A 26,456-nucleotide genomic window follows, 5' to 3' on the forward strand; every position below is an offset into this window, starting at 1 on the left:
AACGTAACGCTGTGACAAGTCTGCTGGGGAAGCTTGGGCTCAAAACGCGACATAAGAAGGTCGCGAGCGGTACTGCGTTTGGTGCTGCTGTTGTGGTGGTGGTGACGGGTGCTGTGTTGTATCCGGGGTTTAAGACCACTGAGGTGGATTTGAATGATGGTGGCGTGTGGGTGGTGTCGAAGTCCAAGAATGCGGTGGGGCGGCTGAATTATCCGTCGCGTGTTTTGGATGGTGCGGTGACGCCGGCGTCGACGACGTTTGACATCCTGCAGGACGCGGGGGAGGTGTTTGTTGATGATGAGTCCGGTTCGACGTTGAATCAGGTGTCGCCGTCGAATATGCGCCTGGGTGGGGATAAGCAGTTGCCGGGGGCGGCGGATGTGAGTTTTGGTTCGTCGGTGATTTCGGTGACGGATGCTGCGTCGGGCAAGGTGTGGGCGGTGTCGCCGTCGACGGTGAATGGTTTTGATGAGGAGGCCACCGAGCCGGTGTTGGTGGGTTCGGAGGGTACGGTGTCGGCGGTGGGGGCCGATGACCGGGTTTATTCGGCGGATCCGAAGTCCGGTGTGGTGACGGTGACGGGTGTTGATGCCAACGGTGAAGTCACGTCGTCGGAGTCTGAGACGTGGGGTGGGTTGAAGGGGTCGGGGAATCTGCAGATCACGGTGGTGGGGGATAAGCCTGTGTTGCTGGATGCGGCGGCTGGGGAGCTGTTCCTGCCGGGTGGTAAGCGGTTGGAGTTGGAGAACGCGCGGGATGCGAGGTTGCAGCAGACCGGTCCGGGCAGTGACTTTGTGGCAATTTCGACGCAGAAGGCGTTGTTGAAGCAGCCCTTGGACGGCGGCACGGCGAAGGCGGTGGCGTTTGGTGGTGAGGGTGTTCCGGCGGCGCCGGTGCAGTTGGGCGGGTGTGTGCATGCGGCGTGGTCCGGTGCGAACAAGTATGTCCGGGACTGTGTGAATGATGCTGATGATAAGAACGTTGAGGTGCCGAAGGCGAGTGCGTCGCCGTCGTATGTTTTCCGGGTGAACCGGGACCTGGTGGTCCTGAATGATGTGAATTCCGGCAATGTGTGGCTGGTTAACCAGAACATGCAGCTGGTCAACAACTGGGACGACGTTGTGCCGCCCAAAAACGAATCCGACGAACAGGACCAGGAATCGGCGGACAACAACACCATCAACGTCCTGCCGGACCGAACCAAACCCAACCGTCCGCCCGAAACCAAGCCCGACGCCGTCGGCGTCCGGCCGGGCCGGACCACCATACTCAGCGTCCTGGACAATGACTCGGACCCCGACGGCGACGTCCTCACCGCAGCCGTCGCGGCCTCCGGTCCGCAGGCAGGCACGCTGGAAAACATCTACGGCGGGACCGCGTTCCAGGTCTCCGTCCCGGCCGGCGCAAATCCCGGGACGGAGACGTTCAGCTACAACGCCTCGGACGGCCGCGGCCTCTCCGCCGCCGGCCAGGTCACCCTGACAGTGATGGCGCCCGAGGAGAACAAGCCGCCGCAGTTCAAGCGCGGCGACAACACCACCATGCTGGTGGAACAGGGCAAAACTGTCAGCCAGAACATCCTGACCGACTGGATCGATCCCGACGGCGATGACCTGGTCCTGTTGGACGCCAAGGCAGACAACGACCAGGACCAGGTCAAGGTCCGCCGCGACGGCCTGCTCACGTTCCAGGACTCCGGTGCCACTGCCGGGAAAAAGAACGTAGAGGTCACCATCTGGGACGGCCGCGCCACGGTGACCGGAAAAGTGGTGGTCAACGTCCGGCCGCCCGGAGCCCTGGCTCCGGTGGTCAACGCCGACCATGTCACAGCCGTGGTGGGCCAGGATCTGGTCATCTCCCCGCTGAAGAACGACGTCGATCCCAACGGTGGTGCCCTCCGCCTGGCCCAGGTGGAAGCCAACGGCCCTGCCGAGCTGGGCCCTGTCACCGACGGCGGCACGTTTACCTTCCGCAGCACCACCCCCGGGCCCGTCTACCTCACCTATATCGCCAGCAACGGGCCGCAAAGCAGCCAGGGACTCATCCGGGCGGATGTTGAATCCGGGGACGACACCGGCAACCCCGTGGCCGTCCACGACGTCGCGCTGATGCCCACGGGCGGAAGCGTGCTGCTGGACCCGCTGGCCAACGACTCCGATCCGTCCGGCGGCGTCCTGGTGCTGCAGTCCGTGAAGCTCCCGGAGAATTCCACTGCGTCGGTCAGCGTGATCAACCACGGCGTCCTGCGCATCACGGACATCCTGGGGACCAAGGACCCCATCCTCTTCGAATACACCATGTCCAACGGGAGAAAGCCGGCCACCGGCAGCGTCTCGGTGGTCCCGGTCCCGGCGCCCGCCGTCGTGGAAGCTCCCCAGCCCAAGCCGGACGAGGTGAATGTCCGGGTGAACGACGTCGTCACCATCCCTGTACTGGACAACGACACCCACCCGCAGGGCCAGGAACTGGCCGTGGACCCCGTCCTGCCGCAGGGCGTGGACCCGGCGGACGGGAAAAGCTTCGTCTCGGAGAACGCCCTCCGTTTTATTGCCGGCAGCCAGCCCAAGACGGTCCGGGCCATCTACAACGCCGTGGACCCGCAGGGCCAAAAGAGCGCCGCCGCAGTAACCATCCACATCCTGCCGCTGGAAGGCGCCGAGAACTCGCGTCCCCAGCCGCGCAATCTGACGGCCAGGGTGGTTGCCGGCGGCACCGTACGGATTCCTGTCCCGCTGGACGGCATCGATCCCGACGGCGACTCGGTCCAGTTGACCGGCATCGACAGCACCCCGGCCATGGGTACCGCCACGGTGGGCAGCAACTTCATCGACTTCACGGCGGCGGGCGACGGCGCCGGTACGGACACGTTCCGCTACAAGGTGGTGGACCGGCAGGGCGCGGTCAACACCGGCACGGTGACCGTCGGGATGGCCCCGCGCGGCGAGGTCAACCAGAAACCAACTCCCGTGGACGACGAGGTGCGGGTCCGGCCCGGCCGGCAGATCGCCGTCGACGCCACCGGAAACGACACCGACCCCGACGGTGACCTCATCCGTATCCTGACTGACGGTATCGAAGCTGATCCCGCACTTCAGGCCACGGTGAGCAAGGCCAGCGGCAGGATCATCCTGCTGGCGCCGGGCGAAGCGGGCACCGTCAACGTGCGCTACACCATTGCCGATGACCGGGACGCCTCGGCGCAGGCCGCCATCCGCGTGGTGGTGGACAACGAGGTGCCGCTCAAGGCGCCCATCGCGCGGGACGACAGGGTGACGTCAGCCCAGACCCTGGGTAAAACCGCGGTTGACGTCCCTGTACTGAAAAACGACGAGGACCCCGACGGCGTGGGCGAAAACCTCAAGATCAGCACCGAGGCCACCACGGCCCGGCCCGGCACCGAGGGCAACATGGTGGTGGACCTTACCGAGCAGCCGCAGCTCATCCCGTACACCGTGGAGGACGTGGACGGGCAGCAGTCGACGGCCGTGATCTGGGTCCCGGGCCTGGGGCAGCAGCTCCCAACACTGGCCAAGGATGAAGTCATCGACGTCATCGCCGGCCAGTCCGTGGACGTTGACCTGGACGAGTGGGTGAAAGTCCGCGAGGGCCGTTCCCCGCGGCTGACCCAGGCGGACCGGATCAAACTGATCGGCGCCGACGGCGGCGATCCCGTCACCGGGAACGGCACCGGACTCAAGTACACCGCAGGCGCCGACTACGTGGGCCCGGGCTCGCTGACCTTCGAAGTGACCGACGGTACCGGCCCGGATGATCCGGCCGGCCTGAAGTCCACGCTCAGCATCCGCACCAAGGTGCTGCCTGATCCCAACAAAAACAACCCGCCCGAGCTCCTGGGTGCCAGTGTGGACGTCCCGAAGGGGGACTCCGCCAGCACCGACCTGGGGAAGCTGACCTCGGACCCGGACCGGGACGACGTCGAAAAGATGAAGTACGAACTGGTGGGCGGATCACCGGCCGGCTTCAACGCCAGCATCGACGGCAAGGCCCTGAAGGTCTCCGCCGCGGATTCCAGTGGCACGGGAACCACCGCCGCTATCCAGGTCAAGGCACGGGATCCCCGCGGGCTCGAAGCCACCGCCACCTACCAGTTGGCCGTCACCGCCTCGAACCGGCCCAAGCCGGTGGCGAACGACGACGTGGAGCCCAACGCCGCCGCCGGAAAGCCGGTGACGGTCAACGTGCTGGCCAACGACGCCAACCCCTTCCCGGAGACGGCCTTGAAGATCATCGCGGCCGCGACGGAAACCGGCAGCGGCAACGTGGAGGTCAGCGGAGATTCCGTGACGGTGACTCCCGCACCAGGTTTCACCGGAACCCTGGTGGTGTCCTACACGGTGGCCGACAAGACGGGGGATTCCTCCCGGCAGGCCACCGCCCGCATCCGCCTGACCGTCAAGGACAAACCGCAGGCGCCCACCACGCCGCAGGCCCAGAGCGTGGGGGACCGGACCGCGCTGCTGAGCTGGACGGCGCCTGCGGACCGCGGCTCTCCCATCACCAAGTACACCGTGTACGGCGAGGCCGGGTTCCAGCAGGACTGCCCCGCCAACACCTGCACCCTCAACGGGCTGGTGAACAACACCATGTACCACTTCCAGGTGACGGCCACCAACGAGTTCGGCGAGTCTGACCGGTCGCCCGCCTCCGCGGAGGTGCGTCCGGACGTCAAACCCGATACCCCCCTGGCGCCGTCTATGAAGTTCGGCGACAAGGAGCTGTCCATCAACTGGACCGCCCCGGCCAGCAAGGGATCCCCGGTGAAGTCCTACGACCTGGAAATCTCGCCGCCGCCGCCCGGGCAGAACGCCCAGATCCAGAACCTGACCGCTGTCAGTTACGTCTGGAAAGGGCTGCAGAACGGGGTGTCCTACAAGGTCCGGGTCCTGGCACGAAACGATGCCAAGGAACCGTCGGAGTGGAGCCCGTACTCGGCTGCGGAGGTTCCTGCCGGTGTCCCGGCAACTCCCACCGCGCCCACGGCCTCAGACGGAGGTTCGGTTGGTTCCCAAAGCCAACTGAAAGTCACGTGGGCTGCACCCAACAACAACGGTGACGCCGTCTCGGCCTATACCCTGACCACCCTCCGGGGCGGGGCAGTGGTGTCCAGCCAGCAGGTTGCCGGCACCACCCAGAACGTGACGGTGGACAACTCGGAAACCAACTACACGTTCACGGTTTCCGCCACCAACAAGGCAGGAACCAGCGGGACCAGCCCCCAGTCGGCTGCAATCCGGGCGGTGGGCAAGCCAGGCATGGTGGGCACACCGACTGCAACGCTCTACGACACCGGCGGCAGTGGCGGGAAGATTGACGTTCGGTTCCCAGTACTGACGGACGCCCAGCGCAATGGGTCGACCGCACAGGAGATCACGTATAGGTACAGCCTGACGTCAGGCGGCGGCAGCGGCACTATCGCGGCCGGAGGCGAAATCATTCCGGCAGCCAATGGCACTCCGACGTCCGTGGTGGTCTGGGCCGTCTCGTCCCGCAGCTCCACCGCGGGGGACGCGAGCCCAGCGTCCAACCAGGTTAATCCCTATGGTCTCGCCTTTGCGCCCACCGTGACCGGCAGCAAGAGCAGCGGCGTCGGGGACAAGACAGTGTCCTGGACCTGGAACCAGCCAAACGGCAACGGCCGCGCTGTGACCGGCTACCAGTACCGGCTGGATGGCGGCGGCGGGTGGCAGGACACCCAGCAGCGGTCCTTCTCAAAGAGCGTCGGGTTCGGAGAAGTCCATACGCTTGAGGTCCGCGCCATCAGCGCCGGACAGCCCGGCCGCATCGGCAGCGATACGTCCCGCAGCGGGGCAGAGCCTCCACCGCCTGTACCCACGTCGTGGAGCATCACGGCCACGCCGGTTCGCAGCTGCACCGAACCCCGCAGGGGAACGGACAGCTACGTTGCCGGGAACCCGTCGCAGTGCAACGGCGAGGGCAAGTGGCTGGATGCCGGGGCCGCTTCCCAGACCGACCGGTACCAGGTCTGGTACAAGACCTCGAACAACCCCAGCGGTATCTGGTACCACCTGACCTCCGGCATGGCGGCCGGCAACTGGATCCGCTGCGATACCAGCAGCCTCGGCTGCAACCCGCCCAACGGAATGCCCAACCGCTAGCCCGGCACTGCCGGCGCACCAGCGGGACCGGCACCGGCGGGCCCCACAACACAACCTGACCATTACCGAAGGAAGAGCAAACCCCATGACCATGACCACCGAGCAGGCCGCCTGGTTTGCTGAAACCTTCGAAAAGCTCGTCGCCAACGTGGGGCAGGCCGTCCTGGGCAAGGAGCACGTCATCCGGCTGACCTTCACCGCCATGCTGGCGGAGGGGCATGTCCTGTTCGAGGACGCGCCCGGTACCGGCAAGACCTCCCTGGCCCGTGCACTGGCTGCCACGGTGCAGGGATCCAACAACCGCATCCAGTTCACCCCGGACCTGCTGCCCTCGGACGTCACCGGCGTCACCATCTATGACCAGAAGACGCAGAAGTTCGAGTTCCACAAGGGCCCGATCTTCAACAACATCGTCCTCGCGGACGAAATCAACCGCGCCTCGCCCAAGACCCAGTCGGCCCTGCTCGAGGTCATGGAGGAATCCCGCGTCACAGTGGACGGCGTCACCTACGCTGCCGGACGCCCCTTTATGGTGATGGCCACTCAGAACCCCATCGAACAGGCCGGCACCTACCGGCTGCCGGAAGCACAGCTTGACCGTTTCCTGATCAAGACGTCCATCGGGTACCCGGACCATGCATCCACGGTGCGGCTCCTGGGCGGATCGAACCTGAAGGACCGCTCCCAGGAACTCTCCGCCGTCATCACCACGCAGGCCGTAGCGGACATGGCCGACCTTGCCGCCACCGCCCATGTGGACACCGCAGTCCTCGAATACATCTCCCGGCTCTGCGAGGAAACCCGCACCGCCGCTGAGACCCGGCTCGGCGTCTCGGTGCGCGGTGCGCTGGCCATGGTGCGTGCAGCCAAGGTCTGGGCGGCCTCCCAGGGCCGGAACTTCGTCCTCCCGGACGACGTAAAGGAACTGGCCCCGGTGGTGTGGACGCACCGCTTTGTGATGGACCCGGAAGCGGAGTTCTCCGGCGCCACCCCCGAAGCAGTGCTGACCCGCATCCTGGCCGACGTGGCCGCCCCGCAGCAGCGCACCAACGCCTGACCGCCGCAGCCCAACGGCAAGAAGCCCACTCCGTCCATCACCACAACAAAGGCTCACATATGTCCACCGGCACCCCGTTGACCCGGATCGCCGAGCGCCTCAGGCAACCGTTCCAACGGAACGGCCAGCCAACGCGCCTGCATCCGTCCGCCGTCTGGGCCGAGGCCAGCAGCACTGCCGGACTTGCCCTGGCACCCGCCTGGCGAACAGTCAAAGAAGCATGGCTCAAGCACGTTTGGCCTGTCCTCTCGGTGATCAGCGTGCTGGGCTGGTCCGTGCTGGCCGCCGCCATCCTCCTTTGGAGCGCGGGGCAGGCCTACGGCTGGCAGGAAGCAAAGGCCGCCGCCGTGGCAGCCTTTGTGATGTTCGTGATCGCCGTTGGCTTCATCCTCGGGCGCTCCACCTACGGGGTTGTCCTGGACCTTGCCCGGACCCGGGTTGCCGTGGGGGACAGCGCCGTGGGCAGCATCGCCGTCACCAACACCTCCAGCCGGCCCCTGCTGCCCGCCGCCGTCGAACTGCCGGTCGGCGGTGTAACCGCGGTCTTCCACCTGCCCCGGATGAAACCGCAGCAGGTCCACGAGGACCTCTTCACCATCCCCACGGCCCGGCGTGCCGTGATCGTCGTCGGGCCGGTGCGCTCGGTCCGCGCCGACCCCCTGCACCTGTTGCGCCGCCAGGTCCTGTGGACCGAGCCCGAAGACCTCTTCGTCCACCCCCGCACGGTGGCCCTGGCCGGATCGGCTGCCGGCTTCATCCGCGACCTTGAAGGCATGCCCACCACTGACCTGTCCAGCGCCGACGTTTCCTTCCACGCCCTGCGGGACTATGTCCCGGGGGATGACCGGCGGCACATCCACTGGAAAACCACGGCGCGGACCAACAAGCTGATGGTCCGCCAGTTCGAGGAAACCCGCCGCGCCCACCTCGCCGTTTCCCTGTCCATCAACACGGACGAATACGCCTCGGAAGAGGAATTCGAGATGGCGATTTCCGCAGCCGCCTCCATCGGGCGGCAGGCCATCCGCGAGCAGCGCGAACTGAACGTCCTCACCCAGAAGGGGCCGCTGCGCTGCGAAACCGGCCGCAACATGCTCGATGACATGACCCGGATCGTGGGCGCCCCCATGCGCCGCACCGCCGTCGACCTCGCCAGGACGCTGGCCGACACCGTCCCCAACGCCTCCGTGGTGTTCTTTGTGGTGGGCAGCAACGTCAGCGCCACCCAGCTCCGGTCCGCCGCCGGCTCCATCCCGCCCGGAGTGCGCAGCCTTGCCGTCCGCGTGGAAGCGGGCGCCACGTCCAGCAGGTCGAACATCGCGGACCTGACCGTGCTCACCCTTGGCGACCTCGCCGACCTCGGCATCGTCCTCCGGAAGGCGGCAGCATGACCTCCGCACCAGGGCTGCGTCCGCGCACCACATCCGCCCGGCAGCAGGCCCGCAGCGGCCAGCAGTCCGGCTTTGCCGACGGCCAGCCCCTGTGGCATTTCCTGCTCGACGCCGGCGCCCTGACCGTACTCCTGGGGCTGGGCCTGCTCGGCTTCGGGCTCAGCTTCGGCGGCGACCCCTACTACCTCCTGTCCGGTTTCGGCGGGATCATCCTGGGCCTGGCCATCGGCGTCCTTAACGCCCACCTCCGCCTGGGACTGCTCATCACCTCGGCCCTGGCCTTGGGGGCCTACCTCGGGTTCGGGACACTGCTGGCGGTGCCCGATTCGGCCATCGCCGGCTTCGTGCTTACCCTGGACTCCTTGCGGATCCTCCTCCTGGGCATCGTGTTCGCCTGGAAGGACATGCTGACCGTCGGGGTCCCGGTGGGTACTGCCGGCGGCGTGCTCATCGTGCCGTTCCTGAGCTCGCTGATCACGGCTTTGGTGGCAGCAGTCCTGACCTGGCGGGCCAGGGCCCCGTACCTGCCGCTGATCCCGATACTGGTTCTTTTCATCACGGGTATCGCTTTCAGCACCAACGCTGCCTTCCTCACCCTCGAACGCGGGATCGGCCTGACGGTGCTCGGCATCGCCTGGGCAACGTTCCGCCGCGATGCCCTCCGGCGGAGCAGCAGCCGGAAGGTGGCGGTCAACAACCCGCAGATTGACTCCGCCACCGCGCGGCGGGCCAGTATCCGCAGGCTGGGCATGGCGGCGGGGGTCATTGCCGCCAGCGTGGCCGTCACTGCCGTATCGGCCCCGCTGGTCACCGCCGGGGGAGACCGGAAGGTCCTCCGGAACGTTGTGGTGCCGCCGTTCGATCCCAAGGACTACATCACACCGCTGGCGAGTTTCCGCACCTTCGTCAAGGATAAAAAAGACGACACCCTGTTCGTGGTCAAGGGGCTGCCGCGGGACGGCCGGGTGCGCCTCGGTGCCCTGGACGCCTTCAACGGCACCAACTACACCATGGATCCCAACGGCTCGGGCAACTTCAGCAAGGTCGGCGACACCGAGTCCATCAACACCCTGGCCGACACGTCGGGTGTAGTCCCCACCAACGACTACTCCATCAATATCAGCATCGAGGACTACCAGGGATTCTTTGTTCCCGGCGGCCGTAAAACCACCGGCATCAGCTTTGACCAGACCGCCTCGGCCGCGGCGTCCGGCCTCTATTTCAACTCGGGCACCGATACCGCTGTCACCACCAACGGTCTCTCAAAAGGCGATTCCTACAGCGTCCAGGTGTCCGATCCGGTCAAGCTGGAACACGGGCAGCTGACCCAGTACGACTTCGCCCAGGTGTCCCTGCCGGACCCGGCGGAGGTGCCGCCGGTGGTGGGATCGCAGGCGAACGGCCTCGCTGATGCCCCCACCGCCATCGACCGGGTACGCCAGATCGAAGCGCACTTCCAAAAAACCGGGGCCTTCAGCAACGGCCTGGTCAGCGAAGGGCAGTTGCCCAGCGTCTCCGGCCACGGATCCGCGCGCATCAGGAACCTGCTGACCGCAAAGCAGATGCTGGGCGACGACGAGCAGTACGCGGTGGCAATGTCCCTGATGCTGCGCCACCTCGGTATCCCCGCCCGCGTGGTGATGGGCTTCTACCCCGAGCCGACCAGCCCGGAAAACGGGGCAGGCGAAGTGAAAATCACGGGCAAGGATGTCCACGCCTGGGTGGAGGTAGCGTTCGAGCGGGTGGGCTGGGTCAGTTTCGACCCCACCCCGCCCAAGGACAACGTCCCCATTCCGCCGGATCCGGAGAACAAGTCCAAGCCCAAGCCCCAGGTCCTGCAGCCGCCGCCCCCGCCGCAGGAACCCGCGGACCTGCCGCCGGACTCTTCGCCGGACGCCCTGGACGCGGACCAGAAGAAGAACAACCCCTGGCTGTTCTGGGGCGCGCTGCTGGGCGCCCTGGGCGTTGCGCTGATCCCGCTGTCCATCCTCGCGTTACCGCTGCTGCTGGTTGCGTTGCTGAAATCACGACGACGGAAGTCCCGTTTCCGGGACGGTGACCCTGCGCAGCGGGTGGGCGGAGGCTGGAGTGAAGTGGTGAGCCTCGCCACCGACATGGGGGCCGCCGTGGACCCCCGTTCCACGCGCCGCGAAAGCGCGGCCGTGCTGGCTGAGGCGTTCCCAGGCCACGGCAGCACCACCACCATGCTGGCCAGGCGCGCAGACGCATCGATCTTTGGTGCAGGGCAGCCCAGTGAGGACGAGGTCCGGGAGTACTGGACCATCGTTGACGGTTCGCTGAAGGAAATGACCTCCACCGTGGGATTCTGGCGCCGACAGCAGGCGAGGTTCTCGCCGCGCTCCCTGCTCGCCGACGCGCGCACCCTCCTCGACCGCCGCGGCGCCGGCCGGGCACTGCCCGTGCTTCCGACCCTCAAGGGGAGCGGCCACCGTCGTCCTGCCCGTCCCGAAGCGGCTGCACGGCCCGCCGGGCCGGACGCAGCGGTTGCCGACGCAACAACCCCCGACACACCAATGCAAGGACCCGGTACCCCGTGACGGACGACGCCGGGCGCTGCCCGCACTGCCGGCAACTGATCCGCGCCGGGGCTGCTTTCTGCCCCGCCTGCGGAGCGCCCTTGCCCAACCGGTCGGCGCGCACCAGCCGCCAGCCCCACCTGGCGGCTGGGCCGCACGCCGGTACCCCCGCCGCGCACCCGCCCCGGATTCCCGGTACTATCCCGGTAGTAGAAAGGCCGCAGGCATTTCCAGCGGCGGGCATCAACGCGGGCACAGGCCGGGGGAGCGCCGGCGGGTCCACCCTGCAGGTGGGTGCCGGTCCAGGGGGAGGAACGGGAATGGCAGTGAATCTTCAGCTTGTTCCAGCCACGGCGGGCACGCGCCTTGGTGCTGCCGTGATTGACTGGCTCCCGCCCCTGGCTGTCCTCGTGGTGACCTTTGCCCTCGGTTTCGCCGGCATCACGCGGACGCGCAGCGGCGGCTTCATCATCTACGACACTGCCTCCTTGGTGCTGTTCGGCGGGATCGGCCTCGGGCTGACCCTCGTGTACCTGGTGGTGGTGATGGGCTGGGAAGCCCGGACAGGCAAGACCCTCGGCAACCTGTTGATGGGAATCCGCAGTGCAGACAATGACGGCTACGCGCCTGGCGCCGGTCCCGTCTTCCTGCGCGGCCTGATTACCGGGGCGGGCATCCTGCTGGCGCTGCTCGCGGCCATCCTTGTGGTGGTCTTCCAGTGGTTCGCCATTGCCTTTTTTGTCCTCGGACCGCTGGTGCTGGCGGGAATGGCGTGGGCTGTGCTGGTGGTGGTCTCGAACACCTGGGACAAAAACGGCCGGCTCCGCGGCTGGCACGACACTGCCGCGAAGACCCTCGCCTTCGACGTCAAGGGGGGCCGCAACCCCGTCACCACCGGAGGCATCCAAGGGCCCTACAGCTTCGCCCCGCTGGATCTGCCCCCGGTGCAGCAAGTGATGTCCCCGGTGGCCGGCGCCAATGTACCCAAAGTGACCGACGCCCGGCCGTCCGCGGCGAACTCCGCGCAGCAGGCCGCCGGCTCCGCTGCTCCTGCCGGGTCCGCTTTTGGCGCCCCTTCCGCCGGGGCTGCTCCTGCCGGGTCCGCTCCGTTCGGCGGCCCTCAGGTCCACGCCCCCGTTTTTTCTGCTCCCGCTCCGGATGTCCACCAGCGGCATCCGGACGACGACGTGGACCGCACCCAGGCCCGGCCCGGATCGGCCGCACCGGCACCAGTGGCGGTCCTGCGGATCCGCCTGGACGACGGCCGGGACTTCCAGCTGGACCGGAGCGTGCTGGTGGGCAGGAACCCCGTAGGCCAGGCGGGAGAACAGCAGGCCCAGCTGCTCGCCGTCGACGACCCCGGCCGGTCCATTTCCAAAACCCATCTGCATCTGCTCACTGATGGAGCCGGCATCTGGGTAACGGACCGGAACTCCACCAACGGCAGCGCCGTGAGCACCCCAGACGGCCACCGCACGCCCCTCCAGCCGGGAGTGCCCGCATTTGTCACCCCGGGATCCAGTGTCCATTTTGGAGACCGCACCTTTTACCTAGGACAGGCATGAACCAACAGCCCGCAAGCGTTCCCTCCAGCACTGAAACGGCGGCAGGGCTCAGCCTCAGCGTCGGCCACGGGACGGACCGGGGACTCCGCCGCGAGCTGAACGAGGATTCGTACATTGCCTCCGATCCCGTGTTTGCCGTTGCGGACGGCATGGGCGGCCACGAAGCCGGTGAGGTTGCCAGCGGTATGTGTGTCCGTGCCCTTGCCGGGATACCCCAACTCACCACGGGGGAACGCACTGTCACGGCTGCCGTCCTCCAGCAGTACCTGGTGCAGGCAGACAACTCAATCCGGGAGGCCACCGGCGCCCGGGCCGGCACCACGTTGACGGGTGCTGTCATCGTGGAACAGATGGGCATGCCCTACTGGCTGGTGATGAACATCGGCGACTCCCGGACCTACCGCCTGAGCCAGGGCAGGTTCGAACAGGTCAGCGTGGACCACTCCGAGGTCCAGGAACTCGTTGACGCCGGGGAGATCACCGCCGAGCAGGCAACGATCCACCCGCGCCGGCATGTGGTGACGCGGGCGCTGGGCACCGGAGACGAGACAGAAGCCGACTACTGGCTGCTGCCCGTGGAGGAGGGGGACCGGGTCCTCGTCTGTTCTGACGGGCTCACCGGCGAGCTGACGGACGAACACATCCACCGCATCCTCAGCACCGTCGGCCATCCCCAGGACGCGGCCGATGCACTGATCCAGGCGGCACTGCGCAGTGGGGGCAGGGACAACGTCACGGTCATCGTGGTGGACGTCCGGAACGTCCTGAACGACGCCGGTGCCGCCACCACGGCACCGCGCCCCGAATCGCCGGAAGACGAAGTAACACTGCCCCGCACCGGCTCGGTGGAACAGGACCCGGCGGAGCCGGGCGTGGGGGAAGCAGCTTCGGCGGAGCCGGGCGTGGCTGAGCGTGCTGTGGCTGAACCTGCTTCGGCGGTGCCGGCCTCGGCTGACGAAAGCGGGGAACCGGGCGATGACCGCCGTTAGTTACATCCCGGGGACCTGGCTGGGAATCATCCGCTCACACACAGCTGTCCTCCTGGGGCCAGGCACACGGCCGGAGCTCATCGCCGAACTCTGGGACCTGATGGAAACGCGGCCGGAAGTGCATGAGGTCCTCCATGCTGTGACCAGCAGTTCCGGGGGATCCCTGGCCAACATCCCGTCCTTCGGCATCCTCGATTTCCAAGGACCCCTGCGTGTCTTCCTGCGCGGCAACCTTGACGTTTCTGTCCAGTGTCCCGGCGGCCCGGTGGAGCTGAATGGCCGGGACGTCACCACTTGGAGCGAGCGGCGCCTCGTGGAACCCGGGTTGTGCCGATTGGTCATTGCGGACGCGGGCAGCAGCCTTGACCACCTCCCGGCGCCCGCCCTGCCGGAACTGGCGCTGGGCGAAGGCGTGGTGCTGCTGCAGTCCCTGGTGCTCGCGCCCGGCTCCGGGACCGATGCTGCCAGCCGGCCTGACGCCGCAGCCGGAAGCGCCGCAGCCCAGAGTGCCGCAGCCCAAAGTGCCGCAGCCCAAACCGTCGCAGTCCATGCGGCCCAAACCGCTGCGGCCCAAACCGCCGTGGCCATGGAGCCGGCTGCAGCCGCAGCCGCGCCGGTTATCCAAGCTCCCACGCAGGCACCCGACCTTGCGGAGATCACTGTTGCCCCCGAGCATGGGGCATCCGCCGAGACTGTCTATGCGGTCATCGATGAAGACTTCGACGCCGGCGGGACCGCCGGGACTGACACTGATTCAGGGATGCGCGCTGCGGAGACGCAGCGTGGTCCGGAAACGTACCCTGGTCCTGAGACGGACGCTGATGCGGGAACTGGTCCTGATTCGGGAATTGACGCCGATCCAGGACGTGCCGGAGATCCAGGGCGTGAGGGAGAGGCCGACGCCGGGACAGCCGTCGTTGCGGAAAGCGAGATGACCAGTTCCTACGACCACCTGTGGGAGCGCACAGTGGTGCGCCGGATCGAAGATGCTGCGGTCCGTGAAGACCCGGAATCAGATGATGACCGGGGAGCAGGCAAGGAGACTGCAGGCAACGAGGATGCTGCCACTGGGGACGCCGGCAAAGAGGAAGCCGGTGAAGGGGAATCCGCAGGTCCGGAATCGGCAGTGGCGGCGCCTTCCGCCGGTTCACCGGGCCGGGCACCTGTCCTAACGGCACCCGGAGGCCTCATCGACTCTGTTCCGTGGCGGACGGCGGACGCAGGCAGCGGACCTGTGGCCCCCCCTGCGGTGCTCCCGCCCATGCTGTCGGGGGTGCCGGCCGCAGCCGCCGGCGCCCTGGACCCGCCCGGGCCGGAAACAGCCCACGGGGACGCAACCCACAGGGAAGCAGCCTCCGAGGAGTTCGACGGCGACCATGACGGCCAGACGGTCATGAAGGGAAGCCTGGGAAGGATGGCCGCGCAGCCTATCCCAAAGGCGGCAGGGGTTTCGGCGGCGGCAGGACCGCTGGTGCTGGCCCGGCTCTGCCCCCAGGACCACGCCAACCCGCCCACCAGCGCCACGTGTGCCACCTGTGGTGCAGGATTGCTTCCCGACGCAGTCCAAGTGGCCCGTCCGCGCCTGGGACGGATGCGCATCTCCACCGGAGAACTCGTGGACCTTGACCAGTCACTGGTGATCGGCAGGCAACCCTCGGTATCGCGGGTGCAGGGTGGAGTGATGCCGCGGCTGGTGCAGGTGGCAAGTCCGGGCGGGGACATCTCCCGCTCCCATGTCGAAGTCCGGCTGGAGGGCTGGCACGTGATGCTCTGCGACCTCAAAGCCACCAACGGCACGGTCCTGGTCCGTGAAGGCCAGCCTCCCCGCCGCCTGGCGCAGAACGAGATGGCAATCCTGCTCGACGGGGACATCGCGGAACTGGGCGATAACATCTCCCTGCGTTTTGAGGAGATTCTTTGAGTTCCAAACGGCCGCCCGCGCCGCCGCCGCACATCCCGGGCTTCACCTACATCAGCCTGCTCGGTTCCGGCGGGTTCTCCGACGTCTACTTATACGAACAGGACAGGCCGCGGCGGAAAGTGGCCGTCAAGGTGTTGCTCTCAGACCTGAAGACCGAGGGTGCCCGGCGCCGGTTTGAATCCGAGGCCAACCTGATGGCCCAGCTGTCCTCGCACCCGTACATCGTGACCATTTTCGAGGCGGAGGTCACCGACGCCGGGCATTCCTACCTGGCCATGGAGTACTGCTCACGGCCCAGCCTCGACGTCAGGTACCGCCGGCAGCGGTTCAGCGTTGACGAGGTGCTGGCTGTGGGCATCCAGGTGGCGTCCGCCGTCGAGACCGCCCACCGCGCCGGCATCGCCCACCGGGACATCAAACCCGCCAACATCCTGGTGACCGACTACAACCGACCCGCCCTGACGGACTTCGGTATCTCCGGAACCCTGGCCGGTGACGGGGACGAGGACTCCGGCATGTCCATCCCGTGGTCCCCTCCCGAACAGTTCACCGACGGCAGCGTCGACGGCGTGATGGTGGACGTCTGGGCGCTCGGCGCCACGCTCTACACGCTGCTGGCAGGCCGGTCGCCTTTCGTGATGCCCGGCGCTGACAACTCACAGCGCGAGCTGATCAACCGGATCAGCAACATGCCCGTGCCCCAGCTGGGCCGCGCCGACGTCCCGGAATCACTGGAACTGGCCCTGTCCACGGCCATGGCCAAGTCCCCGCAATCCCGGTACTCCTCCGCCCACGCCTTCGCCCTTGCCCTGCAGCGCATCCAGGCCGAACTCAACCTCTCGGTCACGCCCTTCGAAGTCCTCGAAGAACCGCACCAGGAAGACAGCCACCCGGACGACGGCGCCGAGGAAACCCGGGTGCGCAGCATCGCCGCCATCGATCCCGAGCGGACCGGCAGCGCTCCCACGTTCCCGGCCCGCACCCGGCCGCAGGTCCCCCCAGCGGAGGCCCCGCCGTCGCGCTTTACCCCAACGGCGGCTCCAACCCACCCCGGGCACGTATCCCCGCCCCACGGCCCGGCCCAGGCCCACGATCAAGCCCATGACCACGGCCACGCCACCGTGCTCCGCGGCACCGCCGGCAGCGCGCAGGCTGCCCCCGGCCCTCTCCCGGGCAATGGGTTGCAGGGCAGCGGGTTGCCCGACGGCGGGCTTGCCGGCGGCGGCGACGTCGCTGACACCACCGTCCACCGTCCGGCGACGGTGGACGAACCTGCGGAAGCCACCACCTCCGGCGCGGACCACAGCAAACGCAACCTCTGGCTGGCCATCTCCGGCGGCACCCTGCTGGCGCTCGCCGCGGTGGTGGGCGTCGTCATCGCCAACGCCGCACCCGAAAGGCCCCGGGCCACGCAAAGCCAGGAAGCCAGCAAACCGCCCGCCGATGCCCTCGACAACGGCACCGTGCCGGACGTCGAAGGGCTGGCCGGAACGCTGACGCCGGGCGGCGAGGCTTCCTTCACCTGGAACAATCCGCAGCCCAAGCCGGGTGACAAATACAAGTGGCGGGTCTACACCATCGGGGGCGGCGGCGAATACCAGTCGATCGACCAGCCGCCCGTCCAGGTGAAGGCAAACCCCTCCGGGCAGACCTGCGTCCAGGTGATGATTGTCCGCTCAGACGGCGCCTTCTCGCCGCTGGAAGAAGCGTCCATCGCCTGCACCGGCCCATGAGCGGCCCAGGGCTCCACAACAGCACTCCACGCAACAGCACAACAACACTGCATCAACTTCCGTCCGATAAGGAGGCACAGAAAATGGGGGATCTGGCAATAGATTTCTGTGGTGAATGGTACGAGCCCTCTAACGAGGATGTCTTCAACATCGGGCGCGAAGGCGACCTTGAGGTGGACGACAACCCGTACCTGCACCGGCAGTTCCTGCAGGTGGCGCGCTATGACGGCATCTGGTGGCTCAGCAACGTGGGCAGCATGCTCTCCGCCACGGTGGCGGATGCCTCGGGCGGCATGCAGGCCTGGCTCTCGCCCGGTGCCCGGATTCCGTTGGTGTTCGGCCACACCAACATCATTTTTACGGCCGGACCCACCACCTACGAATTCGCGGTGCACCTGAAGACACCCTCATTCCGGCAGGAGTCGCGGGAAGAGGACAGCAACGGGGACACCACCATTGGCCCAGTGGTGTTCACCGACTCACAGAAGGCGCTGATCGTAGCGCTCGCCGAGCCGATGCTCCGACGCGAAGGTACCGGATTCAGCGCCATCCCGTCCTCCGCTGCTGCCGCCAAGACATTGGGCTGGGCGCTCACCCGCTTCAACCGCAAGCTGGACAACGTGTGCGACAAGCTGGACCGCGTGGGTGTGGTGGGACTTCGCGGCGGCGGCGGCAAACTCGCCACCAACCGCCGCGCCCGGCTGGTAGAGCACGCCGTTACCTCGCACCTTGTCACGGCTGATGACCTGTACCTGCTCGAGAAGATGAGGGGCGTGGACGAAGGATGAGGATCCGGCTGACACTCCGCCGGGACCCTGCCGAGGCCAAGGACCTCGCCGTCACCGTGGACGGCCTCGCCACGGTTGCCGATGTGGCAACCACGTTGTGGGCGGCCGACCCTGCGCGCAAGGGCACGCCCGCCCCGGACAACCTCTCGTTGAAGATCGACGAGGCGTTCGTGGGCGGCGGCATGCGCGGCAACGTCCTGTCGCGGGAGGACAACCTCCTCGAATCCGGGCTGCGGCCCGGCTCGGTGGTGTCCCTGGCCGAGGTCAGTGCGCAGTTCGGTGAGCCCGGTGCCAGCCGGGGCCCGGCGGCCGCCACCCTCCGCGTACTGTCAGGGCCCGACGTCGGCCGCGAATTTTCGCTGCCCTCCGGCACCAGCTACATCGGCCGGGACCGGGACGTGGACATCCGGCTCACCGACCCGCTGACGTCCAAGCGCCATGCCCGCATCACCGTGGGGGAGGGCGTGGACATCGTGGACACGAACTCCGCGAACGGGCTCTTGATGGACGGCCTGCCGGTCACCCGGGCCACGCTGAACTCCTCGGACACCGTCACCCTGGGCGACACCACCATCACCGTGGTTCCCCTGGGCCACAACCAGGCAGCCGCGCCCACGTCGCCCCTGGTGGACTTCAACCGCTCGCCGCGGGTGGTTCCCCGGTTTGAGGAACCGAAGCGCGTCCTGCCCGCAGGACCCAAACGCCCGGAGGACCATCCTTTCCCGTACATCATGCTGGTGGTCCCGCTGCTGATGGGGACGGTGATTTTTGCCGTCAGCAACAACCCCCTCTCTGCCTTGTTCATCCTGATGATGCCGCTGTTCATCGTTGGACACTACGTGGACCAGAAGCTGCGGGCCCGGCGCCAGCAGAAGGACCAGCTCAAGCATTTCCGCGCCTCCATGGCCGCCTTCCGCGAGGACATCACCGGGCTCCAGCATGTGGAGCGGTCCGTCCGGCTGCAGGAGGCACCCTCCGTCAGCGATACGGTCGATGCCATCTACAAACTGGGACCGCTGCTGTGGACCCACCGCCCCGAGCACGGCGGGTTCCTGGGCCTGCGGTTCGGCCTGGGCACCGTGCCGTCACGGGTGCTCCTGGAGGAACCGTCGAGCAACGATACCGAGGTGGAGTACGCCCGCGAGATCCAGGACTGCATCAAGCAGTTCCGGGACATCGAAGGGGTCCCGGTGGTGTCCCAGTTCCGGACCGCAGGTTCGCTGGGCATTGCCGGCGCCCGCGGGCTGGTGGATGACGTGGCCCGCGGCATGGTGCTCCAGCTGGCCGGGCTGCACTCGCCGGCCGAAGTGGTCCTTACCGCCGTCACCTCAGCCCAGTCCCGGGAACGGTGGAACTGGCTCCAATGGCTGCCGCACGTGGGGTCCGGGCACAGCCCCCTTTCCGGTGACCACCTTGCCGCCGGCTCCGCCGGCGGCGCATCCCTGGTGGCCCGCCTCGAAGACCTCGTGGAGGCCAGGGAAGCAGCTGCCAAGCGCTCCGGCCCGGACCTTCGCCCGGGGCTGGATCCCGCCAAGCACGAGATGGAGGAACCGGTGGTACCGGCCGTGCTGGTGATCGTGGAGGACGACGCCCCCGTGGACCGGGGACGCCTCACCCGGCTCGCCGAACGCGGCCCGGATGCCGGCGTGCACGTGCTCTGGATAGCCACCGATGTCCAGTCCCTGCCCGCTGCCTGCCGTGACTTCATGGTGGTAGACGGCGAGCACGGCACCACCACAGGTCAGGTCCGGTTGGGCCGCCACACCTACCCTGTCAGCTGTGAAAGCGTGGACGCTGAGCTCGCCGCCCAGCTGGCCAGGATGCTCACGCCCGTGGTGGACGTGGGCAAACCCGTCACCGACGATTCCGACCTCCCGCGCGCCGTTTCCTATGCCACCTTGATCGGCAAGGATTTCCTGGACCACCCCGACGCCGTCGCTGAACGGTGGACGGAAAACAACTCGGTGCACGGCAGCGCCGTGGCCAACCGCAAGGACAACGGCACCCTCCGCGCCCTGGTGGGCTCCAAAGGCGTCGAGCCGCTGTACCTGGACCTGAAGAACGAGGGCCCGCATGCCCTGGTGGGCGGAACCACCGGTGCCGGCAAGTCCGAATTCCTGCAGTCCTGGGTGATGGGCATGGCCGCGGCGTACAGCCCGGACCGGGTCAGCTTCCTTTTCGTCGACTACAAGGGCGGGGCCGCGTTCGCGGACTGCATCAACCTCCCGCACACCGTGGGACTGGTGACGGACCTTTCACCCCACCTGGTGCGGCGCGCCCTGACCTCGCTCCGCGCCGAGCTGCACTACCGGGAGCAGCTGCTGAACCGGAAGAAAGCCAAGGACCTGCTGGCGCTCCAGCGGGAAGCGGACCCGGAGGCGCCGCCCTACCTGGTCATCATCGTGGACGAGTTTGCCGCGCTCGCCAGCGAGGTTCCGGAGTTCGTGGACGGCGTGGTGGATGTTGCTGCCCGCGGGCGCTCACTGGGCCTGCACCTCATCCTGGCTACTCAACGCCCGGCCGGCGTGATCAAGGACAGCCTGCGCGCCAACACCAACCTCAGGGTGGCGCTGCGGATGGCCGACGAGGACGACGCCACGGACATCCTGGGCGTCCCGGACGCTGCCTACTTCGACCCTTCCATTCCGGGCCGGGGTGCGGCCAAGACCGGTCCCGGCCGGATCCAGGGCTTCCAAACCGGCTACGCGGGCGGCTGGACCACGGACAAACCCCAACGTCCGCAGATCGACGTGGTGGAAATGGCCTTCGGCTCCGGCCCCAGCTGGGAGTCTCCTGCCCCGGAAAAGCCGGTCGTGGAAGCGCCGGCGGGCCCGAATGACATCGCGAGGATGACGGCCACCATCGTCCGTGCCGCAGGTTCCCTGGGCATCCGGCCCCCGCGCAAACCGTGGCTGGACGAACTGCCTAAAACCTACGATTTCTCCAGGCTGCCCAACCCCCGCACCGACGAGCAACTGCTCCTCGGTGTTGCCGATGATCCCGCCCGCCAGGCTCAGCCCACGGCGTTCTACCAGCCGGACAAAGACGGCAACATGGCCATCTATGGCACGGGCGGTTCAGGAAAGTCCGCGGCCCTGCGCAGCATCGCCATAGCTGCCGCCGTCACGCCCCGCGGCGGCCCCGTGCACGTTTACGGCATAGACTGCGGGTCCTCCGGGCTGCGGATGCTCGAGGAGCTTCCGCACGTTGGCGAGATCATCAACGGCGACGACGTGGAACGGGTGGGGCGCCTGCTGCGTCTGCTGCGGGACATTGCCGAGCAGCGGTCCGCCGCGTTCGCCGAAGTGCGTGCCTCCACCATCGTTGAGTACCGGAAGCTCGCCAACCGGCCGGACGAGAAGCGGATCATTGTCCTGGTGGACGGGATGTCGGCATTCCGCGAGGCCTACGAACACAGCAGGTTGTCCGGGCTGTGGGACATTTTCCTCCAGTTGGCCACCGACGGCCGTACGCTCGGCATCCACCTGGTGGTCACCGGGGACCGGCCCACCTCCGTTCCGGCCTCGTTGCTGGCCTCCATCCAGCGGCGCCTGGTGCTCCGGCTCTCCTCAGAAGACGACTACATTTCCCTGGATGTACCGCGGGATGTGCTCGGTGCCGGCTCCCCGCCGGGCCGGGGGCTCCTGGACGGGCTCGAAGTCCAGCTCGCCGTGCTGGGCGGAAACTCCAACCTTGCCCTCCAGGCGCGCGAGGTGCACAAGCTCAGCGAAGCAATGCTGCGCCAGGGCCTGGCCGCCGCCCCGGGCATCGAGAGGCTGCCGGAGCAGGTGGACCTGGACATCCTGCCCGCGGGCGGACCTGACCTGCCCGTGATCGGCGTGGACGACGAAACGCTCCAGCCGGCAGAGATCATGGCGCGGGGTCCGCTCCTCCTCGCCGGTCCGCCCGGCGCCGGCCGGACCGTGGCGCTCGTTACGCTGGCCTACGCGCTTCGCCGCTCCAGTCCGGCCACGGAGCTCATCTACATCGGGTCCCGCCGGTCCGCCGTGGCTTCCCTGCCCATCTGGAACCGCTCGGTGGCGGGAGCAGACGATGTTGCCGGGGTGGTGGAAGACCTCGTGGAGCACTCCTCGGGAAACCCGGGAGCGCTGGCCATCTTCATCGAGGGCCTTACGGAATTCACCGACACGCTGGCGGAATCCGGCGTCGGCCAGTTGGTCACAGCCTCCATCAAGGCGGACCAGTGGGTCATCGGTGAATCCGAAACCTCCACCTGGTCTTCGGCCTGGTCCCTGGCCCAGCCCTTCAAGTCCGGCCGGCGTGGCCTGCTGCTCAACCCGGGGGACATCGAAGGCGACAGCCTGCTGAACACATCCCTGGGCCGGATCAGCCCGGAGTTCATCCCGGGCCGGGGGTACGTGGTGGGCCGTGGAAAGGCACGAAAAATCCAGGTTGCGCTGCCGCCCGAAAACAGGGATTGACACGCCCCGGACGGCAGGGCCGCAAATCCGCTGGATTTGCGGCCCTGCCGCGCGGTGTAGAAGACTACCGGGGACACCAGAAAGCCCGCGGTGGGGGACTGCGCGCATCGAAAGGTAGCAATGACCCCGTCCTCACCGCTTTTCCGCGTTGGTTCGACGACGGCATCAGCAGCAGTTCTGGCCCTCACCATTGGCCTCTTTCCGGGCGGCCCGGCGGCCGCGGATTCCCCGGAGCCCGCACCCGCGTCCACAACATCGCCTGACCAGTGCCTTGTGCTCTGCTGGTCCAGCCCTCCAGGCGACCCGGAATCCGCGGGGCCTACCCGCACCCGGAAACCCAAAGACCCCGAAACACCGCCTGCGCCGTCTGTGGACCCTGTGCCGGCGCCGCCCGAGCAGCCCGCACCTCCGGTTGCGCCTCCTGCCACAAAGGAGCCGTTACCGGATCCGCCCTCAGCCGCAACGGAAGATCCAGCCGCGGGCCTGCCCACCGCCACCGGAACGACCACTGGATCCCCGCCGCCCACCGGGGCCTCGAGTGGACAAGACTGGAATACCCCCGTGACCAGGTCTGCCAAGGCCAGCCGGGTAGCGGCCGTCATGCCCGCCGACGATCGAGGATCCGACGGGCCTGCCCTCCTGCCCATCATTGCCGGCTTTCTCTTGCTGGCCGTTGCCGGGGCTTCCTTCGCCTGGTGGGGCCGGAACCGTCGTTTCAGGGCCCACTGAGCCAGGGGCCGTTGAGTCGCAGTCTCCTGCCAGGGCCTTGATGGCAAGATAGGTCTGTGAGTACAGGACCAGGCCCCGCAGAACAGACAGCCACCCGCACCACCGAGCCCGTCGAGCCGGAAGCAGTTCCCAGCGGATCCGTCCGCGGGGAATACGAGAACCTCGTCGACCTTGTCCGCAAGTACCGGTTCGCGTATTACCAGGAAGACGCGCCCCTGGTCTCGGATGCCGAATTTGATGAGCTGTTCCGCCGGCTGGAGGAAATCGAGGCGCTCCACCCCGAACTGGTCTCCAACGATTCACCCACCCAGGAAGTGGGCGGGGAAGTCTCCGCGGCCTTCGCCGCCGTGGAGCACCTGCAGCGGATGTACAGCCTCGAGGACGTCTTTTCCCTCGAGGAGCTCGAGGCCTGGCTGACTAAAGCGGCAGCAAGCATCGCGAAACTCGGTGATGGATCCCAGCAGCCGGCGTGGCTGACTGAACTGAAGATTGACGGCCTCGCTGTCAACCTGCTGTACCGGGACGGCAAACTGGTGCGCGCCGCCACCCGCGGCGATGGGACCACCGGTGAGGACATCACCCACAACGTCCTCACCATCAAGGAAATCCCGCAGGAGCTGAGTGGTGAGGGCTTTCCCGCGGAGATGGAAATCCGGGGCGAGGTGTTCATCCCTTCGCAGGCTTTCGCCGAGTTCAACGAGGCCCTGATCGAAGCAGGCAAAGCACCCCTGGCCAACCCCCGCAACGCGGCAGCCGGCTCGCTGCGCCAGAAGGACCCGGCGGAAACAGCGAAGCGGCCTCTGAAGATGTTTGTCCATGGCATCGGTGCCCGCGAGGGGCTTCAGGCGCGCAGCCAGTCCGAAACCTACGCGTTGCTGAAGTCATGGGGCCTGCCGGTCAGCCCCTATTCCGAAGTACTGGGAAGCCTCGACGAGGTCCTTGGCTTCATCAAGCGGTACGGGGACAAACGCCACAAGCTGCTGCACGAAATTGACGGCATCGTGGTCAAGGTGGACGATTTCGCCATCCAGCGGGCCCTCGGCTACACCACTCGCGTGCCGCGGTGGGCTGTCGCCTACAAGTACCCGCCGGAAGAAGTGCACACCAAGCTCCTGGACATCCAAGTCAACGTGGGCCGCACCGGACGGGTCACACCTTTCGGAATGATGGAGCCTGTCAAGGTGGCCGGGTCCACCGTGGAGATGGCCACCCTGCACAACCAGGACGTGGTGAAGGCCAAGGGCGTCAAGATCGGCGACATCGTGATCCTGCGCAAGGCCGGCGACGTCATCCCGGAAATCGTGGGCCCTGTCCTGGCCCTGCGCGACCAGCAGGATCCTCCGGTGCGCGACTTCGTGATGCCCACCGAGTGCCCTTCCTGCGGCACCCCCCTGGCCCCGGCCAAGGAGGGCGACGTGGACATCCGCTGCCCCAATTCAAGATCCTGCCCTTCACAGTTGCGGGAGCGGGTGTTCCACCTGGCCGGCCGGGGTGCCTTCGACATCGAAGCCCTGGGCTGGGAAGCCGCCATCGCCCTCACCCAGCCGGCAGAACCCGAGGTTCCGCCGCTGACCACCGAAGCGGCCCTGTTCGACCTCACCCCCGAAATGCTCGCCGATGTCCGCATCCGGCGCGAGAAGCGCACCAAGGGTGTGCCCACCGGGGAGTTCGAACTGGTGCCCTACTTCTACAGCAAGGGGACTGCGAAGTCGCCCTCCAAGCCCACGGCCACCACCGAGAAGCTGTTCCGGGAGCTGGAGAAAGCCAAGAACCAGCCGCTCTGGCGGGTGCTGGTGGCGCTGTCCATCCGGCACGTCGGACCGCGGGCATCCCGCGCGCTTGCCCAGGCGTTCGGAACTATGGATGCCATCCGCGCGGCCTCGGAGGAGGACCTCGCCCACGTCGACGGCGTAGGCCCCACCATCGCGGCCGCACTCAAAGAGTGGTTTGCCGAGGACTGGCACGTCGAGATCGTGGACCGCTGGGCCGCAGCCGGGGTCCGGATGGAGGACGAGCGCGACGAGTCCATGCCGCGGACCCTCGAAGGGCTGACAGTGGTGGTGACCGGTTCGCTGCCCAACTTCAGCCGGGACGAGGCCAAGGAGGCCATCCTGCTCCGCGGCGGCAAGGCGGCCGGGTCCGTGTCCAAGAACACCAGCTACGTGGTGGCCGGAGAAAGCGCCGGCACCAAACTGGACAAGGCCGAACAGCTGGGCATACCCGTCCTGGACGAGGACGGCTTCCGGCAACTGCTGGCCGGCGGGCCCGCAGCACTGGAATGCGGCGCTGCTGCAGCAGCAGAACCGGGAGAACCGGCCGAAGCAGAGGCAACCCGGTGACCGCCGTTACTGAACTGCTGGAGGTCGCCAGGACAGCGGCAGCGGCCGGTGCCCGGATCCTCGCCGGGCGGAATGCCGAAGCGCTCCAGGCGAGCAACAAAGGCGACGCCGGGGATTGGGTCACTGCCTTCGACGTGGCCGCAGAGAACGCCGTCCGGGAGGTCATTGCAGCAGCCCGCCCGGCGGACAGCATCACCGGTGAGGAACACGGCACCACCCGGCCGGAAACGCCCACCGGCTACCGCTGGTCCATCGACCCGCTGGACGGCACCACCAACTTCATCCGCAACATCGTCTACTACGGCACCTCGGTGGCAGTGGCCGATGCCGACGGCGTCTGGCTGGCCGGCGTCGTCAACGCCCCGGCGCTGGGCCGCGTCTATTATGCCGCCCGCGGCCAGGGCGCCTGGCTGGAGGAAGGCGGCACCCTGACCCGGCTCGGGGGCCCGGTGCCGGGCCGGAAGGGCCAGATCCTCGCCACCGGCTTCAACTACGATCCGCAGGTCCGCTCCGACCAGGCCGCACAGTTTGCCGGGCTGCTGGAGGGATTCGCGGACGTCCGCCGGCTGGGGTCGGCGGCGCTGGACCTGTGCATGGTGGCGGACGGCACCCACGATGCCTTTGGTGAACGGGGGCTCAACGAGCACGACTTTTCCGCCGGCGCCCTGATTGCCGAGGAAGCCGGCTGCTGGGTCCGCCGGCCCCGGCTGACCAGCCCGCTGGACGGCGGCCCCACAGACCAGGAACGGCTGGATGCCTGGACCTGCGCGGCCAGCCTGGAGTTGTCCGGCAAGTTTCCGCTCTGACTGCCGGTCCCGTTTTACTGCT

Annotated in this window: 13 protein-coding genes; all 13 read left to right on the forward strand. The window is 67.5% G+C overall.

The annotated features are described in order from the left end of the window. Positions 1–11: 11 nt before the first annotated feature. A complete protein-coding gene (locus AC5RVY_RS11690) occupies positions 12–6,137 on the forward strand; it encodes an Ig-like domain-containing protein (protein WP_493954873.1) in 6,126 nt (2,041 codons plus the stop codon). An 85-nt stretch (positions 6,138–6,222) separates the two neighbouring features. Beyond that, positions 6,223–7,194 (forward strand): AAA family ATPase, encoded by a 972-nt coding sequence (locus AC5RVY_RS11695; protein ID WP_493954874.1) that lies wholly within the window; start codon positions 6,223–6,225, stop codon positions 7,192–7,194. 59 nt (positions 7,195–7,253) lie between these two features. After that, complete coding sequence (locus AC5RVY_RS11700; protein WP_493954875.1) at positions 7,254–8,585, forward strand: DUF58 domain-containing protein; 1,332 nt, start codon at positions 7,254–7,256, stop codon at positions 8,583–8,585. Further along, entirely contained in the window at positions 8,582–11,143 is a 2,562-nt protein-coding gene (locus AC5RVY_RS11705) for a transglutaminase TgpA family protein (protein WP_493954876.1), read from the forward strand. The genes AC5RVY_RS11700 and AC5RVY_RS11705 overlap by 4 nt, the downstream gene beginning before the upstream one ends. Next, positions 11,140–12,687 (forward strand): RDD family protein, encoded by a 1,548-nt coding sequence (locus tag AC5RVY_RS11710; protein WP_493954877.1) that lies wholly within the window; start codon positions 11,140–11,142, stop codon positions 12,685–12,687. Before AC5RVY_RS11705 ends, AC5RVY_RS11710 begins: the two co-directional genes overlap by 4 nt. Then, positions 12,684–13,676: a PP2C family protein-serine/threonine phosphatase gene (locus AC5RVY_RS11715; RefSeq protein ID WP_493954878.1), complete on the forward strand. Its 993-nt coding sequence runs from the start codon at positions 12,684–12,686 to the stop codon at positions 13,674–13,676. The genes AC5RVY_RS11710 and AC5RVY_RS11715 overlap by 4 nt, the downstream gene beginning before the upstream one ends. Then, complete coding sequence (locus tag AC5RVY_RS11720; protein ID WP_493954879.1) at positions 13,663–15,597, forward strand: FHA domain-containing protein; 1,935 nt, start codon at positions 13,663–13,665, stop codon at positions 15,595–15,597. The genes AC5RVY_RS11715 and AC5RVY_RS11720 overlap by 14 nt, the downstream gene beginning before the upstream one ends. Next, entirely contained in the window at positions 15,594–17,330 is a 1,737-nt protein-coding gene (locus tag AC5RVY_RS11725; protein WP_493954880.1) for a serine/threonine-protein kinase, read from the forward strand. The genes AC5RVY_RS11720 and AC5RVY_RS11725 overlap by 4 nt, the downstream gene beginning before the upstream one ends. An 83-nt stretch (positions 17,331–17,413) precedes the next feature. Beyond that, positions 17,414–18,118, forward strand: a complete 705-nt coding sequence (locus AC5RVY_RS11730; RefSeq protein ID WP_493954881.1) for a hypothetical protein — start codon at positions 17,414–17,416, stop codon at positions 18,116–18,118. After that, entirely contained in the window at positions 18,115–22,560 is a 4,446-nt protein-coding gene (locus AC5RVY_RS11735; RefSeq protein WP_493954882.1) for a type VII secretion EssC family protein, read from the forward strand. The genes AC5RVY_RS11730 and AC5RVY_RS11735 overlap by 4 nt, the downstream gene beginning before the upstream one ends. Positions 22,561–23,121: 561 nt before the next feature. After that, positions 23,122–23,289, forward strand: a complete 168-nt coding sequence (locus AC5RVY_RS11740; protein WP_493954883.1) for a hypothetical protein — start codon at positions 23,122–23,124, stop codon at positions 23,287–23,289. A gap of 56 nt (positions 23,290–23,345) precedes the next feature. Continuing rightward, on the forward strand, positions 23,346–25,628 hold the full coding sequence (gene ligA, locus AC5RVY_RS11745) for an NAD-dependent DNA ligase LigA (RefSeq protein ID WP_493954884.1): 2,283 nt from the start codon (positions 23,346–23,348) through the stop codon (positions 25,626–25,628). Then, positions 25,625–26,434, forward strand: a complete 810-nt coding sequence (locus tag AC5RVY_RS11750; RefSeq protein WP_493954885.1) for an inositol monophosphatase family protein — start codon at positions 25,625–25,627, stop codon at positions 26,432–26,434. The genes ligA and AC5RVY_RS11750 overlap by 4 nt, the downstream gene beginning before the upstream one ends. Positions 26,435–26,456: the final 22 nt, after the last annotated feature.

The organism is Arthrobacter sp. Ha26, assembly GCF_059091705.1.

Excerpts from the sequence above, each read along its gene's own strand:
- AC5RVY_RS11695 (WP_493954874.1), top strand. The coding sequence starts at position 6,223 with ATGACCATGACCACCGAGCAGGCCGCCTGGTTTGCTGAAACCTTCGAA.
- AC5RVY_RS11700 (WP_493954875.1), top strand. The coding sequence starts at position 7,254 with ATGTCCACCGGCACCCCGTTGACCCGGATCGCCGAGCGCCTCAGGCAA.
- AC5RVY_RS11705 (WP_493954876.1), top strand. The coding sequence starts at position 8,582 with ATGACCTCCGCACCAGGGCTGCGTCCGCGCACCACATCCGCCCGGCAG.
- AC5RVY_RS11715 (WP_493954878.1), top strand. The coding sequence starts at position 12,684 with ATGAACCAACAGCCCGCAAGCGTTCCCTCCAGCACTGAAACGGCGGCA.
- AC5RVY_RS11720 (WP_493954879.1), top strand. The coding sequence starts at position 13,663 with ATGACCGCCGTTAGTTACATCCCGGGGACCTGGCTGGGAATCATCCGC.
- AC5RVY_RS11730 (WP_493954881.1), top strand. The coding sequence starts at position 17,414 with ATGGGGGATCTGGCAATAGATTTCTGTGGTGAATGGTACGAGCCCTCT.
- AC5RVY_RS11735 (WP_493954882.1), top strand. The coding sequence starts at position 18,115 with ATGAGGATCCGGCTGACACTCCGCCGGGACCCTGCCGAGGCCAAGGAC.